Source organism: Paenibacillus sp. FSL K6-1217 (assembly GCF_045040735.1).
In the GTDB taxonomy this organism is placed as follows: Bacteria; Bacillota; Bacilli; order Paenibacillales; family Paenibacillaceae; genus Paenibacillus_AQ.
The window spans coordinates 4,768,809-4,786,679 of record NZ_CP150271.1 but is presented as its reverse complement, the minus strand read 5'-3'; the positions used below and the strand labels follow the sequence as shown (position 1 = coordinate 4,786,679).

17 protein-coding genes are annotated in these 17,871 nt (G+C 54.9%); all 17 read left to right on the top strand.

The features are described 5' to 3' along the window. The first annotated feature begins 2 nt into the window (after positions 1-2). The 17 genes from MHH28_RS21045 (at position 3) to MHH28_RS20965 (ending at position 17,828) form a co-directional block, all read left to right on the top strand. Complete coding sequence (locus MHH28_RS21045) at positions 3-1,139, top strand: response regulator (protein ID WP_405105208.1); 1,137 nt, start codon at positions 3-5, stop codon at positions 1,137-1,139. Between the two features lie 147 nt (positions 1,140-1,286). Beyond that, complete coding sequence (locus MHH28_RS21040) at positions 1,287-1,505, top strand: hypothetical protein (protein ID WP_405105206.1); 219 nt, start codon at positions 1,287-1,289, stop codon at positions 1,503-1,505. Positions 1,506-1,535: 30 nt separating this feature from the next. After that, the gene (locus tag MHH28_RS21035) at positions 1,536-2,222 is read left to right on the top strand and encodes a hypothetical protein (protein ID WP_405105204.1); all 687 of its coding nucleotides are present in this window, start codon (positions 1,536-1,538) and stop codon (positions 2,220-2,222) included. Further along, the gene (locus MHH28_RS21030) at positions 2,219-3,442 is read left to right on the top strand and encodes a glutathionylspermidine synthase family protein (protein WP_405105202.1); all 1,224 of its coding nucleotides are present in this window, start codon (positions 2,219-2,221) and stop codon (positions 3,440-3,442) included. The genes MHH28_RS21035 and MHH28_RS21030 overlap by 4 nt, the downstream gene beginning before the upstream one ends. Beyond that, positions 3,429-4,082, top strand: coding sequence for a signal peptide protein (locus MHH28_RS21025; protein WP_405105200.1), 654 nt, complete (start codon positions 3,429-3,431; stop codon positions 4,080-4,082). Before MHH28_RS21030 ends, MHH28_RS21025 begins: the two co-directional genes overlap by 14 nt. Next, complete coding sequence (locus tag MHH28_RS21020; protein WP_405105198.1) at positions 4,079-4,471, top strand: DUF350 domain-containing protein; 393 nt, start codon at positions 4,079-4,081, stop codon at positions 4,469-4,471. The genes MHH28_RS21025 and MHH28_RS21020 overlap by 4 nt, the downstream gene beginning before the upstream one ends. Before the next feature lie 101 nt (positions 4,472-4,572). Beyond that, entirely contained in the window at positions 4,573-5,589 is a 1,017-nt protein-coding gene (locus MHH28_RS21015; RefSeq protein WP_405105196.1) for a potassium channel family protein, read from the top strand. A gap of 206 nt (positions 5,590-5,795) precedes the next feature. Beyond that, positions 5,796-6,956 (top strand): hypothetical protein, encoded by a 1,161-nt coding sequence (locus MHH28_RS21010; protein WP_405105194.1) that lies wholly within the window; start codon positions 5,796-5,798, stop codon positions 6,954-6,956. A 22-nt stretch (positions 6,957-6,978) separates the two neighbouring features. Beyond that, a complete protein-coding gene (locus MHH28_RS21005; protein ID WP_405105192.1) occupies positions 6,979-8,535 on the top strand; it encodes a hypothetical protein in 1,557 nt (518 codons plus the stop codon). After that, positions 8,532-10,088 carry a hypothetical protein gene (locus MHH28_RS21000; protein ID WP_405105190.1) on the top strand — a complete coding sequence of 519 codons (1,557 nt, stop codon included), beginning with the start codon at positions 8,532-8,534 and terminating at the stop codon, positions 10,086-10,088. Before MHH28_RS21005 ends, MHH28_RS21000 begins: the two co-directional genes overlap by 4 nt. 34 nt (positions 10,089-10,122) lie before the next feature. Further along, positions 10,123-11,373, top strand: coding sequence for a glycosyltransferase (locus MHH28_RS20995; RefSeq protein WP_405105188.1), 1,251 nt, complete (start codon positions 10,123-10,125; stop codon positions 11,371-11,373). A 43-nt stretch (positions 11,374-11,416) separates the two neighbouring features. Beyond that, the gene (locus MHH28_RS20990) at positions 11,417-13,504 is read left to right on the top strand and encodes a cellulose biosynthesis cyclic di-GMP-binding regulatory protein BcsB (protein ID WP_405105186.1); all 2,088 of its coding nucleotides are present in this window, start codon (positions 11,417-11,419) and stop codon (positions 13,502-13,504) included. After that, entirely contained in the window at positions 13,501-14,355 is an 855-nt protein-coding gene (locus MHH28_RS20985; protein ID WP_405105184.1) for a diguanylate cyclase domain-containing protein, read from the top strand. Before MHH28_RS20990 ends, MHH28_RS20985 begins: the two co-directional genes overlap by 4 nt. Positions 14,356-14,404: 49 nt before the next feature. Next, positions 14,405-15,193, top strand: coding sequence for an SDR family oxidoreductase (locus MHH28_RS20980; protein WP_405105182.1), 789 nt, complete (start codon positions 14,405-14,407; stop codon positions 15,191-15,193). A gap of 164 nt (positions 15,194-15,357) precedes the next feature. Then, positions 15,358-15,606 (top strand): type B 50S ribosomal protein L31, encoded by a 249-nt coding sequence (locus MHH28_RS20975; RefSeq protein ID WP_036691962.1) that lies wholly within the window; start codon positions 15,358-15,360, stop codon positions 15,604-15,606. A 31-nt stretch (positions 15,607-15,637) separates the two neighbouring features. Further along, on the top strand, positions 15,638-15,784 hold the full coding sequence (locus MHH28_RS20970; RefSeq protein WP_405105180.1) for a hypothetical protein: 147 nt from the start codon (positions 15,638-15,640) through the stop codon (positions 15,782-15,784). Between the two features lie 469 nt (positions 15,785-16,253). Continuing rightward, positions 16,254-17,828, top strand: coding sequence for a diguanylate cyclase (locus MHH28_RS20965; RefSeq protein ID WP_405105178.1), 1,575 nt, complete (start codon positions 16,254-16,256; stop codon positions 17,826-17,828). The last annotated feature ends 43 nt before the right edge of the window (positions 17,829-17,871 follow it).

The window sequence follows — 17,871 nt, the reverse complement described above, 5'->3', positions numbered from 1 at the left end:
CGATGAAGGCAATACTGATTGACGATGAGAAGCCGGCTCTGCAGCACCTGGAGCGTCTGCTCGAGAAGGATGGGCGTCTTACGATTACCGGGAAATACACCTCGGCACGACTGGGACTTGCGCATCTGGAGCGGGAGAAGGCGGATATTGTATTCCTGGATATCGGGATGCCGGAGATGAACGGGCTGGAAGCCGGTGAATACATTGCCGGTATGGACCGGAGCACCCGGATTGTCTATATTACCGCATACAGCGAGTATGCCATTGAAGCCTTCGAACTCAATGCCGCGGATTATCTGCTGAAGCCGGTGACTTCCCAGCGGTTAAGCAAAACCCTGGAGCGTCTGGAAGTGGGCAGGGAGAGCTCTGAAGTGAAGATGGCGCCTTCCCCGGCGGCTGCGGCACCTGTTAAGGAGCTGTCGATCCTCTGCTTCCACCGGCTGGAATTCAAGGACAGCACGGAGCCGGGGCGCAAAATGCAGTGGCGAACAAGCAAGGCGCAGGAGGTCTTCGCTCTGCTGCTGCATCACCGCGGCCAGTGGATACTCAAGGACACCATTGTGGATCTCGTCTGGCCCGATTTCAGGCCGGAGAAGGCCGTAACGAACCTGCATACGACGGTATACCATATCCGTAAGCTGCTGAAGGCCTGGGATATGGAGGTGCTTGTCGAGTTCTCGCAGGAGCGGTACAGGCTGACCAAGGAGCAGGTGCTGCTGGATGTCGAGGAGTTCGAGCTGGGTTACGCCGGTACGCCTGTGGAGTCGGAAGAGGAATGGCTGCGCCGTGAACATATATTGAAGCTGTACCGTGGAGACTACCTGCAAGAACATCATTACGACTGGGCAGAGATCCGGCGTAAGGAGCTGCAGGTCCGGTATATCCGCATGGCGCTGCACTCCGCCGAATATGAGCTGTCCTCCGGGCGGCCCCGGCTGGCGCTGGAGCGGCTGCTGGACCTGCAGGCGGCAGATCCGTATTCCGACCAGCTCTGCAGGCTGATCCTGAGGAGTTATGCCGACCTGGGAGATTTCATCGGATTCAGGACACACTACGATCAATACAAGGAGCTCCTGGAGAAGGAACTGGGCATCCGTCCCGACCAGGTGATGGACAGCTGGGTTCAGAAGGTATTGTGAGTCCGTAGCCTGCCACTGCACAACGGCTTGATGTCATTATTATTTATATCCTGTGGTATACATATTCAAGGCTGCGGGAGTTGAAACGCAAGGCGTCTTAGCAGCGTATCACAAGCATACGAGTATTCAAGAGGAGATGGAGTAGGAATGGATAACGGGATGAAGGTCATCTTATTCGAGAAGCTGCCTGAAGGCGACCTGCAAAGGATTGAAGAGCGCGTCTGGAGCATGAATATGGTTACGGCTCTGGAGCATGTCAATTATATTGTCGTTGGCGGCCGCGAGTTCGAGGCGGTAGAGGGAAGGCTGAATGTGGATGAAGGGAATCTGGAGCTTCTGCTGGTTCCTATGCGTACGGAGGATTAAGAATGAATACAAGGAAGGGAGGGGCCCAAGTTGGCAAAAGACGAAAGTGCTAAAGAACCCGCAGTAAGCAGGCTGTTCACGCCGGACGGCAAACCGGTCCGCGTATTATCCACCTCGCTCGGCATTGCCCTGCTGGCTAACGCGTTGTTCATTCCCGGAGGTGCGGGCGCAAGCGGCACGGGCGGAGAGGAGCCTAAGCTGGTCTCCTGGTCTACCGAGGAGGTTAAGCAATATTTCGACAAGAATGTAGACTGGAGCATTCCTTATCCGGAAGACCAGGAAGAGAAGGTCCAGGAAGGGCAAGGGGCAGTAACTTCCGGCGGCACCACGGTCATCAACAATTACGGCGGGTATAACTCGGGCTTCGGCTGGGATGATGTGCTGCTGTACCACATGCTCTTCAACAGCGGTTCATTCTACTCTTCCAGAGGCTGGTACAATGACCGGCCTACTTATTATGGGGGGACCCGGAATACCTATAAGCCGCCTTCCTACAACAGCGGACGGTTCCAGAACAAGCCGGTGGCCGGCTCGGTAGTGAAGCCGAAGACATCAACCTCCTCCACCGGCTCTATTACCAGAAGGAATACCTCGTCCAAATCCGGCGGCATCGGCGGTACCTCCAGCGGACTGGGCTCGAACAAGTCCAAATCCGGCTCCAGTAAAAGCTCCGGCAAAAGCTCTGTACGCTCCGGCAAGAGCGGGTTCGGCGGATGATCCGGGCGGAGCAGGCATTCGAGTATATAGACCAGTCCGGTCTGGAGCGTGCTCCCCGGGTAGAGAAGCTGCATGAGCTGGGCTTCACCTGGGCCGATCTGGAGGAAGAAGAATATTGGCTGGACGCGGTAGCTGTGATGCGCGGCGAGACCTATCAGGAATTGAAGGAAGCCGCCGCAGCGCTGTGGGCGATCCTGGATAAGGCCGTGCGTTACGTCCATCTCAGGCATGACCTCTATGACCTGCTGGGAATTCCTCCGGTGCTGTGGCAGATGCTGGATGACTGTCCTATGCCGGAACCGGGGCTGATCAGCCGGTATGCCCGGTTCGACTTTGCCGTGGCCGGGGACGGTACGATCAAGCTGCTGGAGCTGAACGCGGATACTCCGACCGGCTATGTGGAAGCGTCGATTGCTACGCCGTGGATCTGCGCGGAAGCAGGCATCGGGAGCCCGAATGCGGCCATGAAGCAGCAGCTTGCCGCAGCCTGGAGCGTGGAACGCCCCGACACGGCAGCCTGTGTGGATTACGGCAGCCATGAGGAGGACAGCGGGACGATTGAGGCGCTGGCCGCGCATAGCGGGCTGGATATCCGCTGTGTCGATTGCCTGGATCTGTGGATTGACGAGGGTGTGGTCAAGGACGGGGAGAACCGGATCATAGAGCGGATGTTCGCGCTGTATCCGAAGGAGTGGATGGCGGTAGATGAGGGCGGCGATGCGCTGGCCTATGCCATTGAGAGCGGGAAGCTCCAGCTGTTCAACGGGCCGCATAGCATTATCCTCCAGTCCAAGGGGCTGATGGCCGCCGTCTGGGGAATGTATGAGCTGGGCCTGCTGTTCACGGAGCCGGAGCGCGAGGCAATATCCCGGTACATCCTGCCGACATACAATAAGGCGGTATTCTCGGAGAGCTTTGTGTCCAAATCGGTATTCGGCCGGGAAGGCGGGTCTGTACGGATCTTTGATGACAGCGGCGCGCTTGAGATCGAGGACGAAGAGGGCTACGACAGCAGCCAGCTTTTCCCCGTGGTCTATCAGAAAAGGGCCGAAATGGCCCGGATCATGACGGCGGAAGGCGAGCTGCACCTGCTGACCGGCATGTTCGTCATTAATGGAACGCCCTGCGGGCTGCTTGGCCGGGCCGGGGGGCCGATTACAGGCAATGCCAGTCATTTTATCGCGCTAGGAGTGAGGGGGCTTGAAGATGTTCAAGGATAGAGAGGGGCGAGCAGCCGGACGCAGATCCCGGAGTGCCCTGCTGACTGCAGTGCTGCTGCTGGCAGTTATGGTGCTGAGTGCATGCTCAGCGAATAGCGACAGCGTATTTCATACCGGTACCGATACAACCGATAATGTATCCCGTGTACCGTGGGATTACCGGGTGGTGGAAGGCAAGGTGGGCGATCTGGTCGGCAGCGATATGACTATATTGCCGGATAATGAGCTGCTTCCCAACGACGGGAATTATGCTACCGGCGACACCGTCTGGACGCTTCAGTTCATGGACGCCGAGCTGGTGACGGATGCTGACCAGAAGAATGAGATCAAGCTGTCCGCCTGGACGACGCTTAAGTCCTACGCCGACCAGAAGGCGGCCACGGAGGATCTGGCCAATCTCAAGGTCTCCATCACAACGGATGTGGATCTGGTGGGCGTGTACAAAACGGAATATCAGAACAAGACGAGAAATTTCGCAGTGCTGGAGCTGCCTTCCGGCAACCGGATCAAGCAGCCGATTGACGACAAGCGCTATACCGCGCTGGAGAAGCAGAAGAAGGCCTCTGTGGTGCTGGAGGAAGTACATGATTTCGCCGACTATGATTCGGCCTATGCGAAATTTCGGGGGTGGGCTAAATGACGATCGTAATTAATCTGGTGGTCAGTATTCTGACCATTGTTCTGCTTCAAGTACTGGGTATGGTAATCTTCGCGCTCATGACTCCCTTCAAGGATATGGAGGAGCTAAAGAAAGGGAATGTTGCGGTAGCGCTGGCCTTCGGCGGCAAGTTCCTGGCTACGGCGGTCGTTCTTGGCGTTGCCGCCTACACGAATACCTCCATCTGGTTCATGATGCTCTGGTTCGCGGTAGGGTATGTCTGCCTGATCGCTTCGTACTGGATCTTCGAGCTGTTCACGCCCGGCTTCCGGATTTCAGAGCAGCTGGAGAAGGGGAATGTAGCAGTAGGCGTGATGCTCTGCATGGTGTTCGTCGGAACGGCCTTCGCGGTCAGCAGTCTGATTATTTAGGAAGATCCGCCTGGCAGGCGGGCAGCGGCTGCATCCCGTAAGGGATTCGGTGGAGGCTGCCCGCCTGCCGGTTCAATTCACCCGGGAGGCAGGGATGGGCATTGCATTTTTTGATCCAATTATCCAGCAAGCTGCTTCATTTGAAGAAGAAGTCCATTGCTTTTATTATTCTGGCATTCATTCTTCTGAGCGCAACGATCGCCTTCCTGCTGGAGCCGGACACATTTCATAGCTGGTTTAACGCCTTTTACTGGGTAATGACCACCATGGCTACCGTGGGGTATGGCGATTACTTCGCCGCTACTGTCACCGGCAAGGTGTTTACGATTTTCTTATATATTTTTGGCATCGGTCTGCTCAGTCTGGTTATCGGCAAGATTATCGATGCCATGGGCGAGATGCAGCGCAGGAGAGGAGCCGGAACCTTGACCTTTCACGGACACAATCATGTGGTGCTGATTAACTGGAACCGCAAGACACAAGCGGCAGTGGATGAGATTCTGTGTTACGACAAGGATTGCAAAGTGGTAATTATTGATGAGAACGGACGCCATCCGCTGGAATCGCTGGAGCAGGTCCACTTCATCAGCGGCGATGCTTCCAGCGATGACATTCTGCTGAAGGCGAATATCGGGAGCGCCAGAGCGGCGATTGTGTTCAGCGACACCCGTATCGACGAAGCGTCCTTGAGCGACGGCAAGTCGCTGCTGATCGCTTCCAGCATTGAGCGGATTGCCCCGCAGGTACATACAACCGTAGAGATTATGCAGGAAAAGAATATTCAGAACTTCAAGCATGTGCAGGTGAACGAGTTCGTGCTCTCCCATGATGCCATCTCCAGACTGGCCGTCCGCTCTGCCCTGCAGGAGGGCAATTCTGAGGTCATTACCCAGCTGCTCAGCCGCGAGCACGGGGATGATATCTATGAGATTCCCCGGCACAGCGGCTGGACAACCTATGGTGAGGCCTTCCAGGATCTGCTGCGCCAGGGGGCGACCCTGCTGTCGGACCGCGGGGATCTGGGCATTAACCGTAAGCTGGACCAGCCGATTCCGGCAGCGGCCAGACTCTACATCGTCGCCGATGAGGCCACGTACCGGAGGATTAAAGAGGGCTAGAGGCAATACTGAGAGCTACTGAAGTACCCATAAGAGCTGTTCCGTTCTTTAAGAGACGGAGCAGCTCTTTTTTTTATGGTTTAGGCAAAAAAGAGAAATATGTGAAGATGACACATAATGTTCGAAGAAACAGTAAATAATGTGACAATAATTACCGTTATAGTAGTATGAATCATTTGTCAGTTGTCATTTAAGGATGTGATCGATTGGGAAGCAGATACAGCAAGGCTGCTGTTCTGGGGATGTCGCTGCTCTTGCTAACCTCGTGCGGCGGCAATCAGGCCCGGCCAGCGCCATCCTCTCCCGGGTATACTCCGGCAGCCTCTCCTACAGGGACTGTCCGGCCGGATGAGGCGCCGCAACCTGAGCCTACAGTGGAACAGCAGGAATTATTTACTTTCATTAATACGCAGCTTACAGGACCGGATGGGGTGTATACAAACCTGCAAGAGACCTCTGAATCGGCAGAGGTGGCTACCGGCCATGAGATTCTGAGCGAGTCTGCCTCTCTCCTGATGGAGACTGCCGTCCGGACCCGCAATCAGGAGCTGTTCGACCGGCAGTGGGAGACGGCACGCAGAATCTTCGATATGGAGGGCGGCTTCAGCTACCGCTACAGTCCCAGGCAGCAGAAGCGTTATCCCGTGAATGCAGCGGTCGATGACCTGCGGATGATCGGAGCGCTATATGAAGCAGGGCAGGTATTTAACCAGCCGGAATATACCAGAGCCGCCGATAAATATGGAGAACGTTTCTATAAAAACAACACCAAAAAAGGTTACATTTATGACATCTATGACAATTATTTGAAAGTGGTCAACGGATTCGTAACTTTGTGTTATATTGATCTGAGTGTATTGCAGAAATTGTCGATATCTAGCGAATTACAGGATAATTTGTTGAAGAATATGAGCGGTATTTTGGAGGAGGGATATTTGTCCGATTCTTTTCCATTCTATGAGACCCGCTTCGAATACAAGAGTGGACAATACAGCTCTGAAGGCATCAACTCGGTAGAATCTCTGCTCACTATTCTTCATCTGGCAGAGACCGGCCGTCAGAGGCCGGCAAGCATCAGCTACATCAAAGCCCAGGTTGCTGCGGGGACCTTGTACGGACAATATACCCGTGAGGGCAAGCCGGCTAATGATATCCGTTCAACGGCGGTCTATGCGCTCACAGCCATGATTGGAGCAGTGCTGGAGGATGATGACCTCTATCAGTCCAGTATGGATCGGATGAATGAATTCAGGGTGACAGATCCTGCAAGTCCGCTGTACGGCGGATTCGGTGATCCTGCCTCCGGGCAGGCCTACTCTTTTGACAACCTGATGGCACTCCTGGCTTACTCCTATAAGGCTTCATAATATAACCAAAAGGGGAATCGGAATGATAAACAACTTAGAGCTTACATCCACCCGGCCCGGTATCACATTAGCTGGCCTTCGGATTACCCCGGCGTTTGCCGCTGCGTTTGGCGTGCTGCTGGTCACGCTTATCTCGCTGTTTACTTCCCCTTATATCGGGATGGCAGATAACGGAGACTTTTACCGGATTATATATAGCAACGGCTTGTATTTCAATGCTGCGGACTATGATAGCCAGTACTTCGGCTATTTCGTGAAGCAGTTCGGAATCTTCCAATATTTTAACGAGAACAGCACGATGGTGGTCTCCTCCCAGTCTCTGTTCATCAAGCTGGCGATCTTCGTCAACAAGCTGTTTTTCAGCCGCGAAGTCTTCGATATCCGCTTCCAGGCTGCAATCTACACCGTGCTCTACGTTGCTGCAGTCTACTTGCTGGTTGAAGCGATCACGCTGAAAATGTCACTCAAGCGGGGGATGGTGGTCGCGGTTCTTGCGGTGTTCATTTTCGGGGATACGGGCTACACCAACTACTTCAGCTCCTTCTTCGGCGAGAGCCTGGTGATGGTTACCATGATTCTGGTTTTCGCCTCCTGGCTGCTGCTGTACCGGAAGCGGTACAACGATTATGCCATGCTGGCGATCCTGCTGATCAGCACCCTGATCCTGACCACCTCCAAGCAGCAGAATGCTCCGGTGGGGATAGTTATTTCCCTGCTCTCGGTTCCGCTGATTCTGATCCGCCGGGATAAGCTGTTCCGCTGGATCACGCTCTTGTCGGCCGGTCTGATGATGTTCGCCGGAATTGCGACGTATCTTAATATCTCCAAAGAATTCGTGAATATTAACCAGTACCATGCGATGACGCGCGGGGTGCTGATGGAATCCAAGAACCCGGAGACTGCTCTGGGCTCCTTCGGGATTAATGAACAGTACGCGATTCTCAAAGAGAATACGTACTACGACCAATACGGTACGGTGGATGTGAAATCCGAGCTGCTCGATAAAAATTTCTACAGCCGTTACGGCTTCGTCTCCATTCTGACCTATTATGCTTCCCACCCGAACGAGCTGGGCTCGATTCTGGATACGGCTGCCGAGAGTGCCTACAAGATCAAGCCGGCCGCTATGGGGAATTATGAGCAGTCCGCAGGCAAGGAGTTCCGGGCGCAGAGCCATTTCTTCACCTTGTACAGCACGCTTAAGGAGAAGCTGGCTCCCCGTCCGTTTGCCTTCATTCTCCTCTGGATGGCCGTAACTATAGGTGTCTATATGCCATCCTTCGTCCGGGCAGTCCGCACCCAGGATTTCCGGGGCATGCAGCGTCTGCTTGTCATTCTGGCGACGATGCTGGTCGGGCTGTCGGGTATCGTAGTCTCCATTATCGGGGCGGGCGACGCGGATATTGCCAAGCATGAATTCCTGTTCACCCTGGCCTTCGACCTGATCATCTTCCAGACGGCAGCCAGCGTAATCGGCCGCGGAATCTCTTCACGCAGATCGGTGCCTGCTGCACCATCTGCACCGTCTGCACGGCCGCTCAAGGAATATCCGGCACTGAATAAAGGGGTGGGCATGTGAGACGCAGAGGGATCGTCATTGTGCTGTTAATCTTCCTGGCAGGGTATCTGCTGCCGCCTGCCGGGCCGGCATCCGCTGCCGCTTCTCCGGCTCCGGCGCAGCGGATTCTGCTGCTGTTCGACAGCCTGGCCAAGAACACAGGCCAGGAAGGGAATGTGGCCGAGCTGAAGCGGCTGCTTGCAGCCTACAGCGCACAGGTTACACTGAAGCCTATTTCTTCTTATAAGCCGGGCGGCATGAAGGGCTACTCCGGTGTAATCACCGTGATTAACAATGATGAGCTCAAGATTACGAATCAAGCCTACCTTCAGGAGGCGGCCCGGTATAAGGGGGCCCTGCTGCATGTTGGCTATAGACCGTCTGCCCTGCTGCAGCAGACGCTGCGGCTGAAGACCGGGGTATGGCATAGAGCGGGCGCAAGCCTCTCCATCGGCGGATTCAACGGAATTCCGCTGGAGGCAGAAGGCATGCCTTATATAACCGCTGCGGATGCTAGTCGTACTTATGGAACGTGGTCCTCCGCAGATGAGGGGGCGCAGGCACCGTTTGCGGTAAGCAGCGGCCGGTCCGCGTATCTGCCTTATCTGAAGCAGGGTGATTTCACTGCCATAGCAGCGGCCTATGTGCTGAAGGATTGGCTGCATTATACCTCAGAGCCGCAGATGTACGTGGTAATCAAGGAGATCTATCCCTTCTCGGATCTGAATCTGCTGGAGCAGATGGCAGACCGCCTGTACAGAAGCGGCATTCCATTCGTCGCCAGTGTCCGTCCGGTGTTCGCCAATACAGATTTCCCCGCGATGAAGCGGTACCTGGAGGCTCTCAGAGCCGTTCAGTCCCGCAACGGCAGCATCATTGTCAATGCCCCGGCGGTCAGACCGCCAATCAATTCGAATGACCGTTCGCTGCGCGGGAAGATGAATCAGTTCATCAATGTGCTGGCGGAGGGGGGCGTGGCACCGCTAGGCGTTGCAGCCGAGAGCTACTGGACGTATGACAAGGAATATTCTTCCGCAGGCATGGGGTTCTTCAACTCTGCGGTGCTCTTCCCCGACGCTGAGGCCCATTATATGGAGCAGACAGACACCTCGGCGGCTTTCTCTTCCTCTCTATACACTATGCCGCCGGAGCTGTTGCAGGGGATCGGCAGAGCTGGCAAGGCGATGCCGCAGCTCCCGCTGAATACGGCGGTTACGCTGGATCTGCCGGAGGATGAGCGGGCGCTGGAAGAAATGTTGCAAAAGCTGAATGCGGAATGGTATACCTTCGCAGACTATAAGCAGGGGGCCCATACAGTCCGTACGGACATGCACACTCTAGAGTCTGCCGCTGGTGTAGTCCGGGTGGACGGCAACACGCTGGATGTCGATTATACTCCGCGGGAAGTCGCCGTGGATTTCGAATATCAGGAGAAGCAGGCGACCAGCTTCAACAGGCTGTTCAGCGTGCAGAATCAATTCTTCATCATTGTGATCCTGGCTGCGCTGCTCTTGTTCGGCGGCCTGCTTACTATCGGCTACAGACTGTACCGCAGGAAATATTTGAACAAGTGATCCCGGAAAAATATAGCGAGCTTAGGAGAATACTATGACGATCTCAGACGTATTGATGGTGATCGCGGTCATCTGTATCTGGTCACTGCTGCTGGTGAATGTGATGCTGATTATAGCGGGGTATCTGTATTACATTCAAACGGAAAACGAACCGGTGCCGGAGATTACCGGGGAGCATCCCATGGTTACGATTATGGTTCCTGCTCATAATGAGGGGATTGTTATCAGCAAAACGGTGGAATCCCTGCTGGCACTCGATTACCCGCATGACCGGTATGAGATTATCGTCATCAACGATAATTCCTCAGACAACAGCGCCGAGCTGCTGGCCGCTATCCAAGAGCGCAATCCGCAGCGCAATCTGATCATTATCAATACGGATGCCGTCACCGGCGGCAAGGGGAAATCCAATGCGCTGAACATCGGCTTCACCCGCAGCAGCGGGGAGCTGATTGCGATCTATGATGCCGACAATACGCCGGAGCGCACCGCGCTGAAATACCTGGTGGCGGAGATTATAAATGATGCTTCCCTCGGGGCCGTAATCGGCAAGTTCAGAACCCGGAACCGGAATGCCAATCTGATGACCCGGTTCATTAATATCGAGACCCTGTCCTTCCAGTGGATGGCGCAGGCGGGGCGCTGGAAGCTGTTCAAGCTCTGTACGATCCCGGGGACGAACTTCATTATGCGCAGAACGATTGTCGAGAGCATCGGCGGCTGGGATGTGAAGGCGATTGCCGAGGATACGGAGATCAGCTTCCGTATCTATATGATGGGCTACCGGATTAAGTTCCAGCCGAAATCAGTCACCTGGGAGCAGGAGCCGCAGACGGTGAAGGTATGGTTCAAGCAGCGGACACGCTGGGCGAAGGGCAATATCTATGTCATTGTGAAGAACCTTCCGCTCCTCATTGACCGGAAGGCGGCGAAGATCCGCTTCGATATTCTGTATTATGTCTCGATCTACTTCCTGCTGCTGATCTCGCTGGTCACCTCGGATATTCTGCTCGTGCTGCATGCCATGGGGTATGTACATACCACCATCGCCGGACTCAGCAGCTTCCTGTGGCTGCTCGCCATTGTGCTGTTCGTGGTGGGGATCTTCGTTACCCTGACCACGGAGAAGGGCGAGATGAGCCTGTCGAACCTGTGGATCATTCTGCTGATGTATGTCTCGTATTGCCAGCTCTGGATGGTAGTGGCCGCTTACGGGCTGTACAACTATTTCAAAGACGTCATTTTCAAACGGGAAGCCAAGTGGTACAAAACCGAGCGTTATTAGTGCGCCGGAGGTCCAGAAATAAGATAGACAGGAGATACGGAACATGATGAAAAAACAGATACTGACAGTGCTGCTCTGCCTCTCCTTCTTCCTGGTTCACCTCCCTGCGGCGCAGGCGGCGGTGCTTCCCGGTGAAGCTGGGGCCACGTATGAAACACTGTTCACGGGCAGCGATGTCTCTCTGAAGGGGTCCAGCTCCCAGCAGCAGTTTTTCACAGTCATGGATTACTGGAATGTGGATAAAGTGATGATCAATCTGCAATTCCAGACCTCACAGATCAGCGAGGATACCCGATCGAGCGTCACGCTGTCGCTGAACGGCATCCCGTTCTACTCCTTCCGGCCGTCCCTGGACAATAACGGGCAGCAGAGCCTGAGCGTGGAAGCGCCCAGAGGGTTCCTGACGAAGGGCAGCAATACGCTGAGGATACAGGGAAGCTTAAGAACTACCACAGGCGAATATCAGCTGTGCAACATCGATGATATGCAGGACAGCTGGCTGCATCTGTTCAACACCTCGAACATTGCTGTGAATTATACACCGAAAGACATTACGGGAGGCATTCAGGATTTCAGCGCCAGATTCTCGGGAATGGATACGGTGAAGAATGAACAAGCCTTGCTCGCCGTGCCGCAGAAAGCCAGCGGGGCGGAGCTGGAGAGTGCCACCTACGCCCTCTCGGGATTCGCCAAAGGCAACACGCTGAACGACCGAAGCATTCCGCTGTTGCCTTACCGCGAGGATACCATCGAGGACAAGAGTGCCGTAGTACTGGTAGCGATGTATGATCATTTGCCGGACAGGCTGAAGAGGCTGGTAAGCACGGCAGATGACCTCGGCACCCATGCGGTCATTCAGCTGGTGAACAAGGATTCCCAGCCCACGCTGGTGGTGACCTCCAAGGACGAGAGCCTGCTGATCAAGGCCGGACGGCTGCTGGCCAGCCGGGAGCTGGTGAGCCAGCTCCGCAAGGATCTGAAGGTCGTTGACAATGCTACCGATGTAGTGAACCCTGCACCGCCCATCAGCACGAACATTACGTTCACGGAGACGGGGGACAAGCTGAACGGGCCGAATCATCAGGAGCAGACGTATTTCGTCTCCCTTCCGTCCAACCGCTCCATTGCGGATGACGGCAGAATCAGTCTGGATTTCCGGTATGCGGCGAATCTGGATTTCAACCGTTCCCTGGTAACCGTGAGCATCAACAATACGCCTATAGGCAGCAAGAAGCTGACGAAGGAGCTGGCGAACGGTGATGTGCTGAATCTCAGTGTGCCGCAGAGTCTGAATATCTCCGGCAACTTCACTGTTACGGTGGCCTTCGATCTGGAGCTTGCGAGCATGCTCTGCACACCTAACAAGGAGCAGATGCCTTGGGCCTATATCAGCAAGGAATCGCTGATGCGCCTGAACACGAAGGACCGCACGGACCTCCTGCTGAGCAATTACCCGTATCCGTTCCTGCGTGACGGCATCTTCAACCGTGTAGCGGTAGTGCTGCCGCAGGAGAGGGACGATTACACCTACCGGAGTCTCGGCAATGTCTTTAATATGCTGGGCCAATTTGCCGGAGGGAATACCGGTGATGTCCACTTTTACAGCGATAACGCAGCAGCGGGTAACCTGAAGGACAACAATATCATTGCCATCGGGACCTTCAAGAACAACAAGGTGATCCGTGACAACAACAGCAAGCTCTTCTTCAAATACAACAAAGACGGCTCCACACTCCTCTCCAATGAGAAAATCGCTCTGGATGAGCAGTACGGAGCCGCCATCGGCACCCTTCAGCTCCTGGAATCCCCTTATGAGAACGGACGAGGCCTGCTGGCGGTCACGGCGGTCAGCTCGGAGAGCTACTTCGTAGTCTCCAAGCTGATCGGGAGCGAGAAGGACAGGTGGAGGGTGTACGGTGACGGTGTGATCGCGGACAAGGACGGCACAGTGAATGCCTACCGCTTCAAGACCCTCTCCGGTGCCGCGCCGGACTCTCTGGTCTCGCGGGTGATGGAGCGCGGCGATGTGCTGGGCTTCGTAACCGCAGCGGTGATGATCGTGACGCTGGTGGTGGTGGCGCTGCTCCTGATGCTGCGCAAACATAAGAAGAAACGTGGTGATCAAGCGTGAGACGTAACCGCAGCAGTCTGACCTCGGATCTGGGCTTCCTGGCCTTTCTGGTCCTGATCTTCGCCTGCATCGTATACATCGCGGGCTCACCCGACCACTACGTCCAGAACATTATTATTCTGAATGTATCGTTCATCCTGGCGCTGGTCACGTATTTCACCACGGTCACGGCGGGCCTGACGCTGAATCTGGCGTTCGTCTTCGGCTACGGCTTCTACGTGGTCTATCAGACGGTATCCCAAGGCGCATCCATCGGTGTAGAGACGTATTTCTGGCTGATTATGACCCCGCTGCTTACGGTGGTGCTGTGGGTCTTCACCTCAAGCACCCGCGAGCTGCAGGCGGAGAATGAACGTCTGCTGAAGCGCACGAATAATCTGGCTGCGGTGGATGAGAATACAGATCTGCGTAACAGCATTTCTTTTCAAAAGGACGCCCGCCTGTTCACCGGAATCTCGGTCCGCTATAAAATCCCGCTGACGCTGCTTGTGGTGAAGGTGAAGTACTGGAATGAGATCCGCCGTCTGATCCCGGAAGAGCAGCTGTCTGAAGCCGTTTACGATGTCTCCCAGCTCAGCCAGTCGAGCATTCGTACCAATGACGCGCTGTATCTCCTGGACAAGGAGGATGCGACCTGGGGACTCCTGCTCTTCACGGACCGGGAAGGAGCCAAGATTGTCATTGAGCGGATCAAACAGCGGCTGCAGGAGCTGAATGACTCGGAATTCTCCGGCAAATACAAGGTTACTCTGGGGCTGAAGATCGGTGCGGTGGAATATGCCGCAGACACCATCGAGAATCCGCTGGATTTCATTGTCCAGGCCAAAAAGGAACTGGAGTACGATGTATAATGAGAGGGAGCAGGAAGTCCTGCAACCAATCTGACAGGAGGACTGGACAATGGATTTGGGTCTTGAGGGGAAATCGGTGCTCGTTGCGGCGGCAAGCAAGGGGCTGGGTCTGGCGACCGCCCTGGAGTATGCCCGTGAAGGGGCGCGGGTGACGATTGCGAGCCGGAGCCTGCCGCAGCTGGAGAAGGCGCGGCAGGCGATCCGTGAGGCTACGGGGCAGGAGGTCGCCGTGGCCGAGCTGGATGTGACCCGCCCGGAGGAGATCGCCCGGGCGGTGCGGACGGCCGCCGGATTCGGCGGCGGCCTGGAGGTGCTGGTCACGAACGCCGGCGGGCCTCCGGGCGGCAGCTTCGGGGATATGGCCGACGCTGACTGGAGCGGCGGCTTCGAGCTTACGCTGATGAGCGCGGTCCGCCTGATCCGCGAGGCGCTGCCGCATATGCGCAGCGCAGGGGGAGGGCGGATTGTCAGCATCAGCTCGGTCTCGATCAAGCAGCCTATCGCGGGGCTGATTCTCTCGAATGTGTTCCGCGCAGGCGTGAGCGCGCTGAACAAGAGCCTGGCTACAGAGCTTGCCCCGGAGGGCATCCTGATCAACAGCCTGGCCCCCGGACGGATCGGCACAGACCGGATCCTCCAGCTTGACGGCAAGCGGGCGGACGCGCAGGGCATCACGCTTGCACAGATTCAGGAGGAAGCCCTGAAGGCGATTCCGCTGGGAAGAACCGGCACGCCGGAGGAGTTCGGCAAGGCGGCGGTATTCCTCGGTTCATTTGCCAATACGTATATTACCGGACAGTCCCTGCTGATCGACGGCGGAATGGTGAAATCGCTCTAGGACAGGCTCTTGACTCAGTGGCTCATTTCACGTATGATAGTATGGCGTGTAAAAATCGGAAGATTTACGCATCTCCCTTTGTCTAAACGGTTTGTTCAAATAGACCAAGAGATGGCTTCAATACCCTTCATCAGTTGTATCAGTACGGAAAGGAGGTTACTACAATGAAACAAGGCATACACCCTAAGTTCAACCAGGTTATTTTCTTCGATGCTAGCGTAGGCTACAAATTCCTGAGCTCATCCACCAAATCATCCGGTGAAACGATGGAATGGGAAGACGGCAACACTTACCCGGTGATCCGTGTAGACTCCAGCTCTGCATCCCACCCGTTCTACACAGGTAAACAAAGAGATACCGAAACTGGCGGCCGCGTTGACAAGTTCAAACAACGTCTCGCTCAGAAGAAATAATGGTATTGCTATAGAGGATATTCCCGCATCCATGCAGATGGTGAAGGAATATCCTCTTTGTTTTTGGTTGACAGCCAGTAACATTTATAGAGAAATCCTGCAAGAAGTGCAACAATACTGCCCCATAGCAGCGGTATATGCTGAAATCTTGCAAGAAATGCAACAAATTCAGCGCTAACTTGCTCTAAACACCGAAATTTGTGCAAATAATGCAACATTCTACTTCAGGCAGTAACATTTATAGAGAAATCCTGCAAAAAGTGCAACAATACTCTATACAAGCGGCCGGTGAGAGAAGGCTCTGGCAGCCTTCATCCGTTAGGATGATTTTGTTCAAATATAAGAATTTATATGTTTCACATGATGAATTTTCCTTCTATTTCTCGCTGAACCGGTACCGTCCTTTAAAAGGACGGCAAAGCCGTTTCCACTTGTTGCTTGTGCTTATCTCATGAAGACCCTGCGGGCTGTCCGCAGGGTCTTCGTGAGTATTACCAGCACGGAGCGGATGATTGCGTTCACACCAGGGCGACAGGTCGCGTCCGGTACTTTGGGTACAGGCAGTATTTTTTGGAAGAATGATTCATTTGTGAGAAAGAGTAGGATATAATAAGGCAAATCAATCTCAAAAATAGGAGAAATATGACATGCCGTGGATGCAGGGTTATCCGTTCTACTTGGTAATGGGCAGCGTTCTAAGTCTCTACATGGGCATCGGTTCTTACAAGCACCGGCACACACCAGGAAGATGCTATTTATGGATATTGATGCTGCTGGTCAGCATGATCTTCGCGGCTACGGCCGGAGAGATTCTATCCGGTTCCTTTGAAGCGAAGCTATGGTGGAAAAATGTGCAGCAAGGCCCGCTTTTTTTGAGTGCGATCTTTACCTATGCGGTGATTAAAGAGTATGTGTCCCGTTCCTCTGAGGGGTTGTCCAAGAGGCTAATTTACTTGTGTATCCCCGTGGCGGCGGATGTGCTCCTGATCTTCACGGATTCCTATCATCATCTGATGCGCAGCGAAGTCGGATTGGCTACGGTGGCGGGTGTCACCGGAATCGCCCTGAAGCCCACGGTGTTAAGCATGATCTTCATCGCATATGATCAGTTATTCGCACTGTATGCAGTGTATCTGCTGGCGATCTCTCTCCTGAACGGAACCAAATATTATTTCCGCCATAATGCGCTGCTGTTAATCAGTCTGCTGGTTCCGGTCCTGGCGGTGTTCCTGCTTCCGCTGCTGCGGATTACGATTACAGGCTTCACGGCATTCACCTACCTGCCGCCCATCGTGGCCGCCTACCTCACCTTGTTCCGCGATCCCAGACTGTCCTTGTATCCGCTGGCTAAGAATAAGATCTTCGAGAATATGAAGGACGGCATCGTCCTGACGGACCGCTACGATTACATAATGGATGTGAATGAGGCGGCGGGCGCCATGCTCTCCGAGCTGCTGGAGGAGAAGCCGGAGAGCAGGATGGGCACAAGCATTCAGCCGCTGCTGAGGCAGCACGGGCAGCTCTCGGCCTGTTACGCGGAGCGGCGGGAAGGCCAGTTCGAGATTGAGCCTCCCGGCCGGAACGGCTCCTGCTATGGGGTTGCGCTCATCGCCACAGAGCAGGCCCGGGCGAAGGGGGCGGGGATGCTGCTGGTATTCAGTGATCTTAGTGAGAAGAAGAGGTATGAGCGGGAGCTGCTGCATCAGGCCACGGTGGATGATCTCACCGGGCTGTACAACCGCAGGCACTTCATGAGGCTGGTGCAGAATTATTCCGCGGAGACCGGTGCAGGAATGGCCTTGCTGCTGTTCGACATCGATGATTTCAAATTAATCAATGATACATATGGGCATATGGCCGGTGACCAGGCGCTGGTGGATTTGTCGGGCAAGATTATGCAGGTATACCATAACCAAGGGATTGCCGGGCGGGTAGGCGGCGAAGAGTTCGCCGTCTGTTTCTTCGCCGGCAGCGAAGCTGCGGCCTTGCTGGAGGCGGAGAGCTTCCGCACCGCAATGGGCGAGCACATCGTTGAGCTGGATGGAGGGCATCACATCCGGCTTACGGTGAGCATCGGCATTGCTTTTACGGATCGCACAGATGTGACCTTCGAGGATCTGTACCGCGAGGCGGACGAGGCGCTCTACCTGTCCAAGGCCATGGGGAAGAACCGGGTAACCTTAGGCCGCGAGCCTATGGTACGTCAGGCGGCTAAGGGGTAGCGGTTAACCTGTTCCGGACTGCCGCTGATTCCGCTGGAGATTG

Excerpts from the sequence above, each read along its gene's own strand:
- MHH28_RS20965 (WP_405105178.1), top strand. The coding sequence starts at position 16,254 with ATGCCGTGGATGCAGGGTTATCCGTTCTACTTGGTAATGGGCAGCGTT.
- MHH28_RS20980 (WP_405105182.1), top strand. The coding sequence starts at position 14,405 with ATGGATTTGGGTCTTGAGGGGAAATCGGTGCTCGTTGCGGCGGCAAGC.
- MHH28_RS20975 (WP_036691962.1), top strand. The coding sequence starts at position 15,358 with ATGAAACAAGGCATACACCCTAAGTTCAACCAGGTTATTTTCTTCGAT.
- MHH28_RS20970 (WP_405105180.1), top strand. The coding sequence starts at position 15,638 with ATGCAGATGGTGAAGGAATATCCTCTTTGTTTTTGGTTGACAGCCAGT.
- MHH28_RS21020 (WP_405105198.1), top strand. The coding sequence starts at position 4,079 with ATGACGATCGTAATTAATCTGGTGGTCAGTATTCTGACCATTGTTCTG.
- MHH28_RS21025 (WP_405105200.1), top strand. The coding sequence starts at position 3,429 with ATGTTCAAGGATAGAGAGGGGCGAGCAGCCGGACGCAGATCCCGGAGT.
- MHH28_RS20990 (WP_405105186.1), top strand. The coding sequence starts at position 11,417 with ATGATGAAAAAACAGATACTGACAGTGCTGCTCTGCCTCTCCTTCTTC.
- MHH28_RS21030 (WP_405105202.1), top strand. The coding sequence starts at position 2,219 with ATGATCCGGGCGGAGCAGGCATTCGAGTATATAGACCAGTCCGGTCTG.
- MHH28_RS21045 (WP_405105208.1), top strand. The coding sequence starts at position 3 with ATGAAGGCAATACTGATTGACGATGAGAAGCCGGCTCTGCAGCACCTG.
- MHH28_RS21040 (WP_405105206.1), top strand. The coding sequence starts at position 1,287 with ATGGATAACGGGATGAAGGTCATCTTATTCGAGAAGCTGCCTGAAGGC.
- MHH28_RS20995 (WP_405105188.1), top strand. The coding sequence starts at position 10,123 with ATGACGATCTCAGACGTATTGATGGTGATCGCGGTCATCTGTATCTGG.
- MHH28_RS21005 (WP_405105192.1), top strand. The coding sequence starts at position 6,979 with ATGATAAACAACTTAGAGCTTACATCCACCCGGCCCGGTATCACATTA.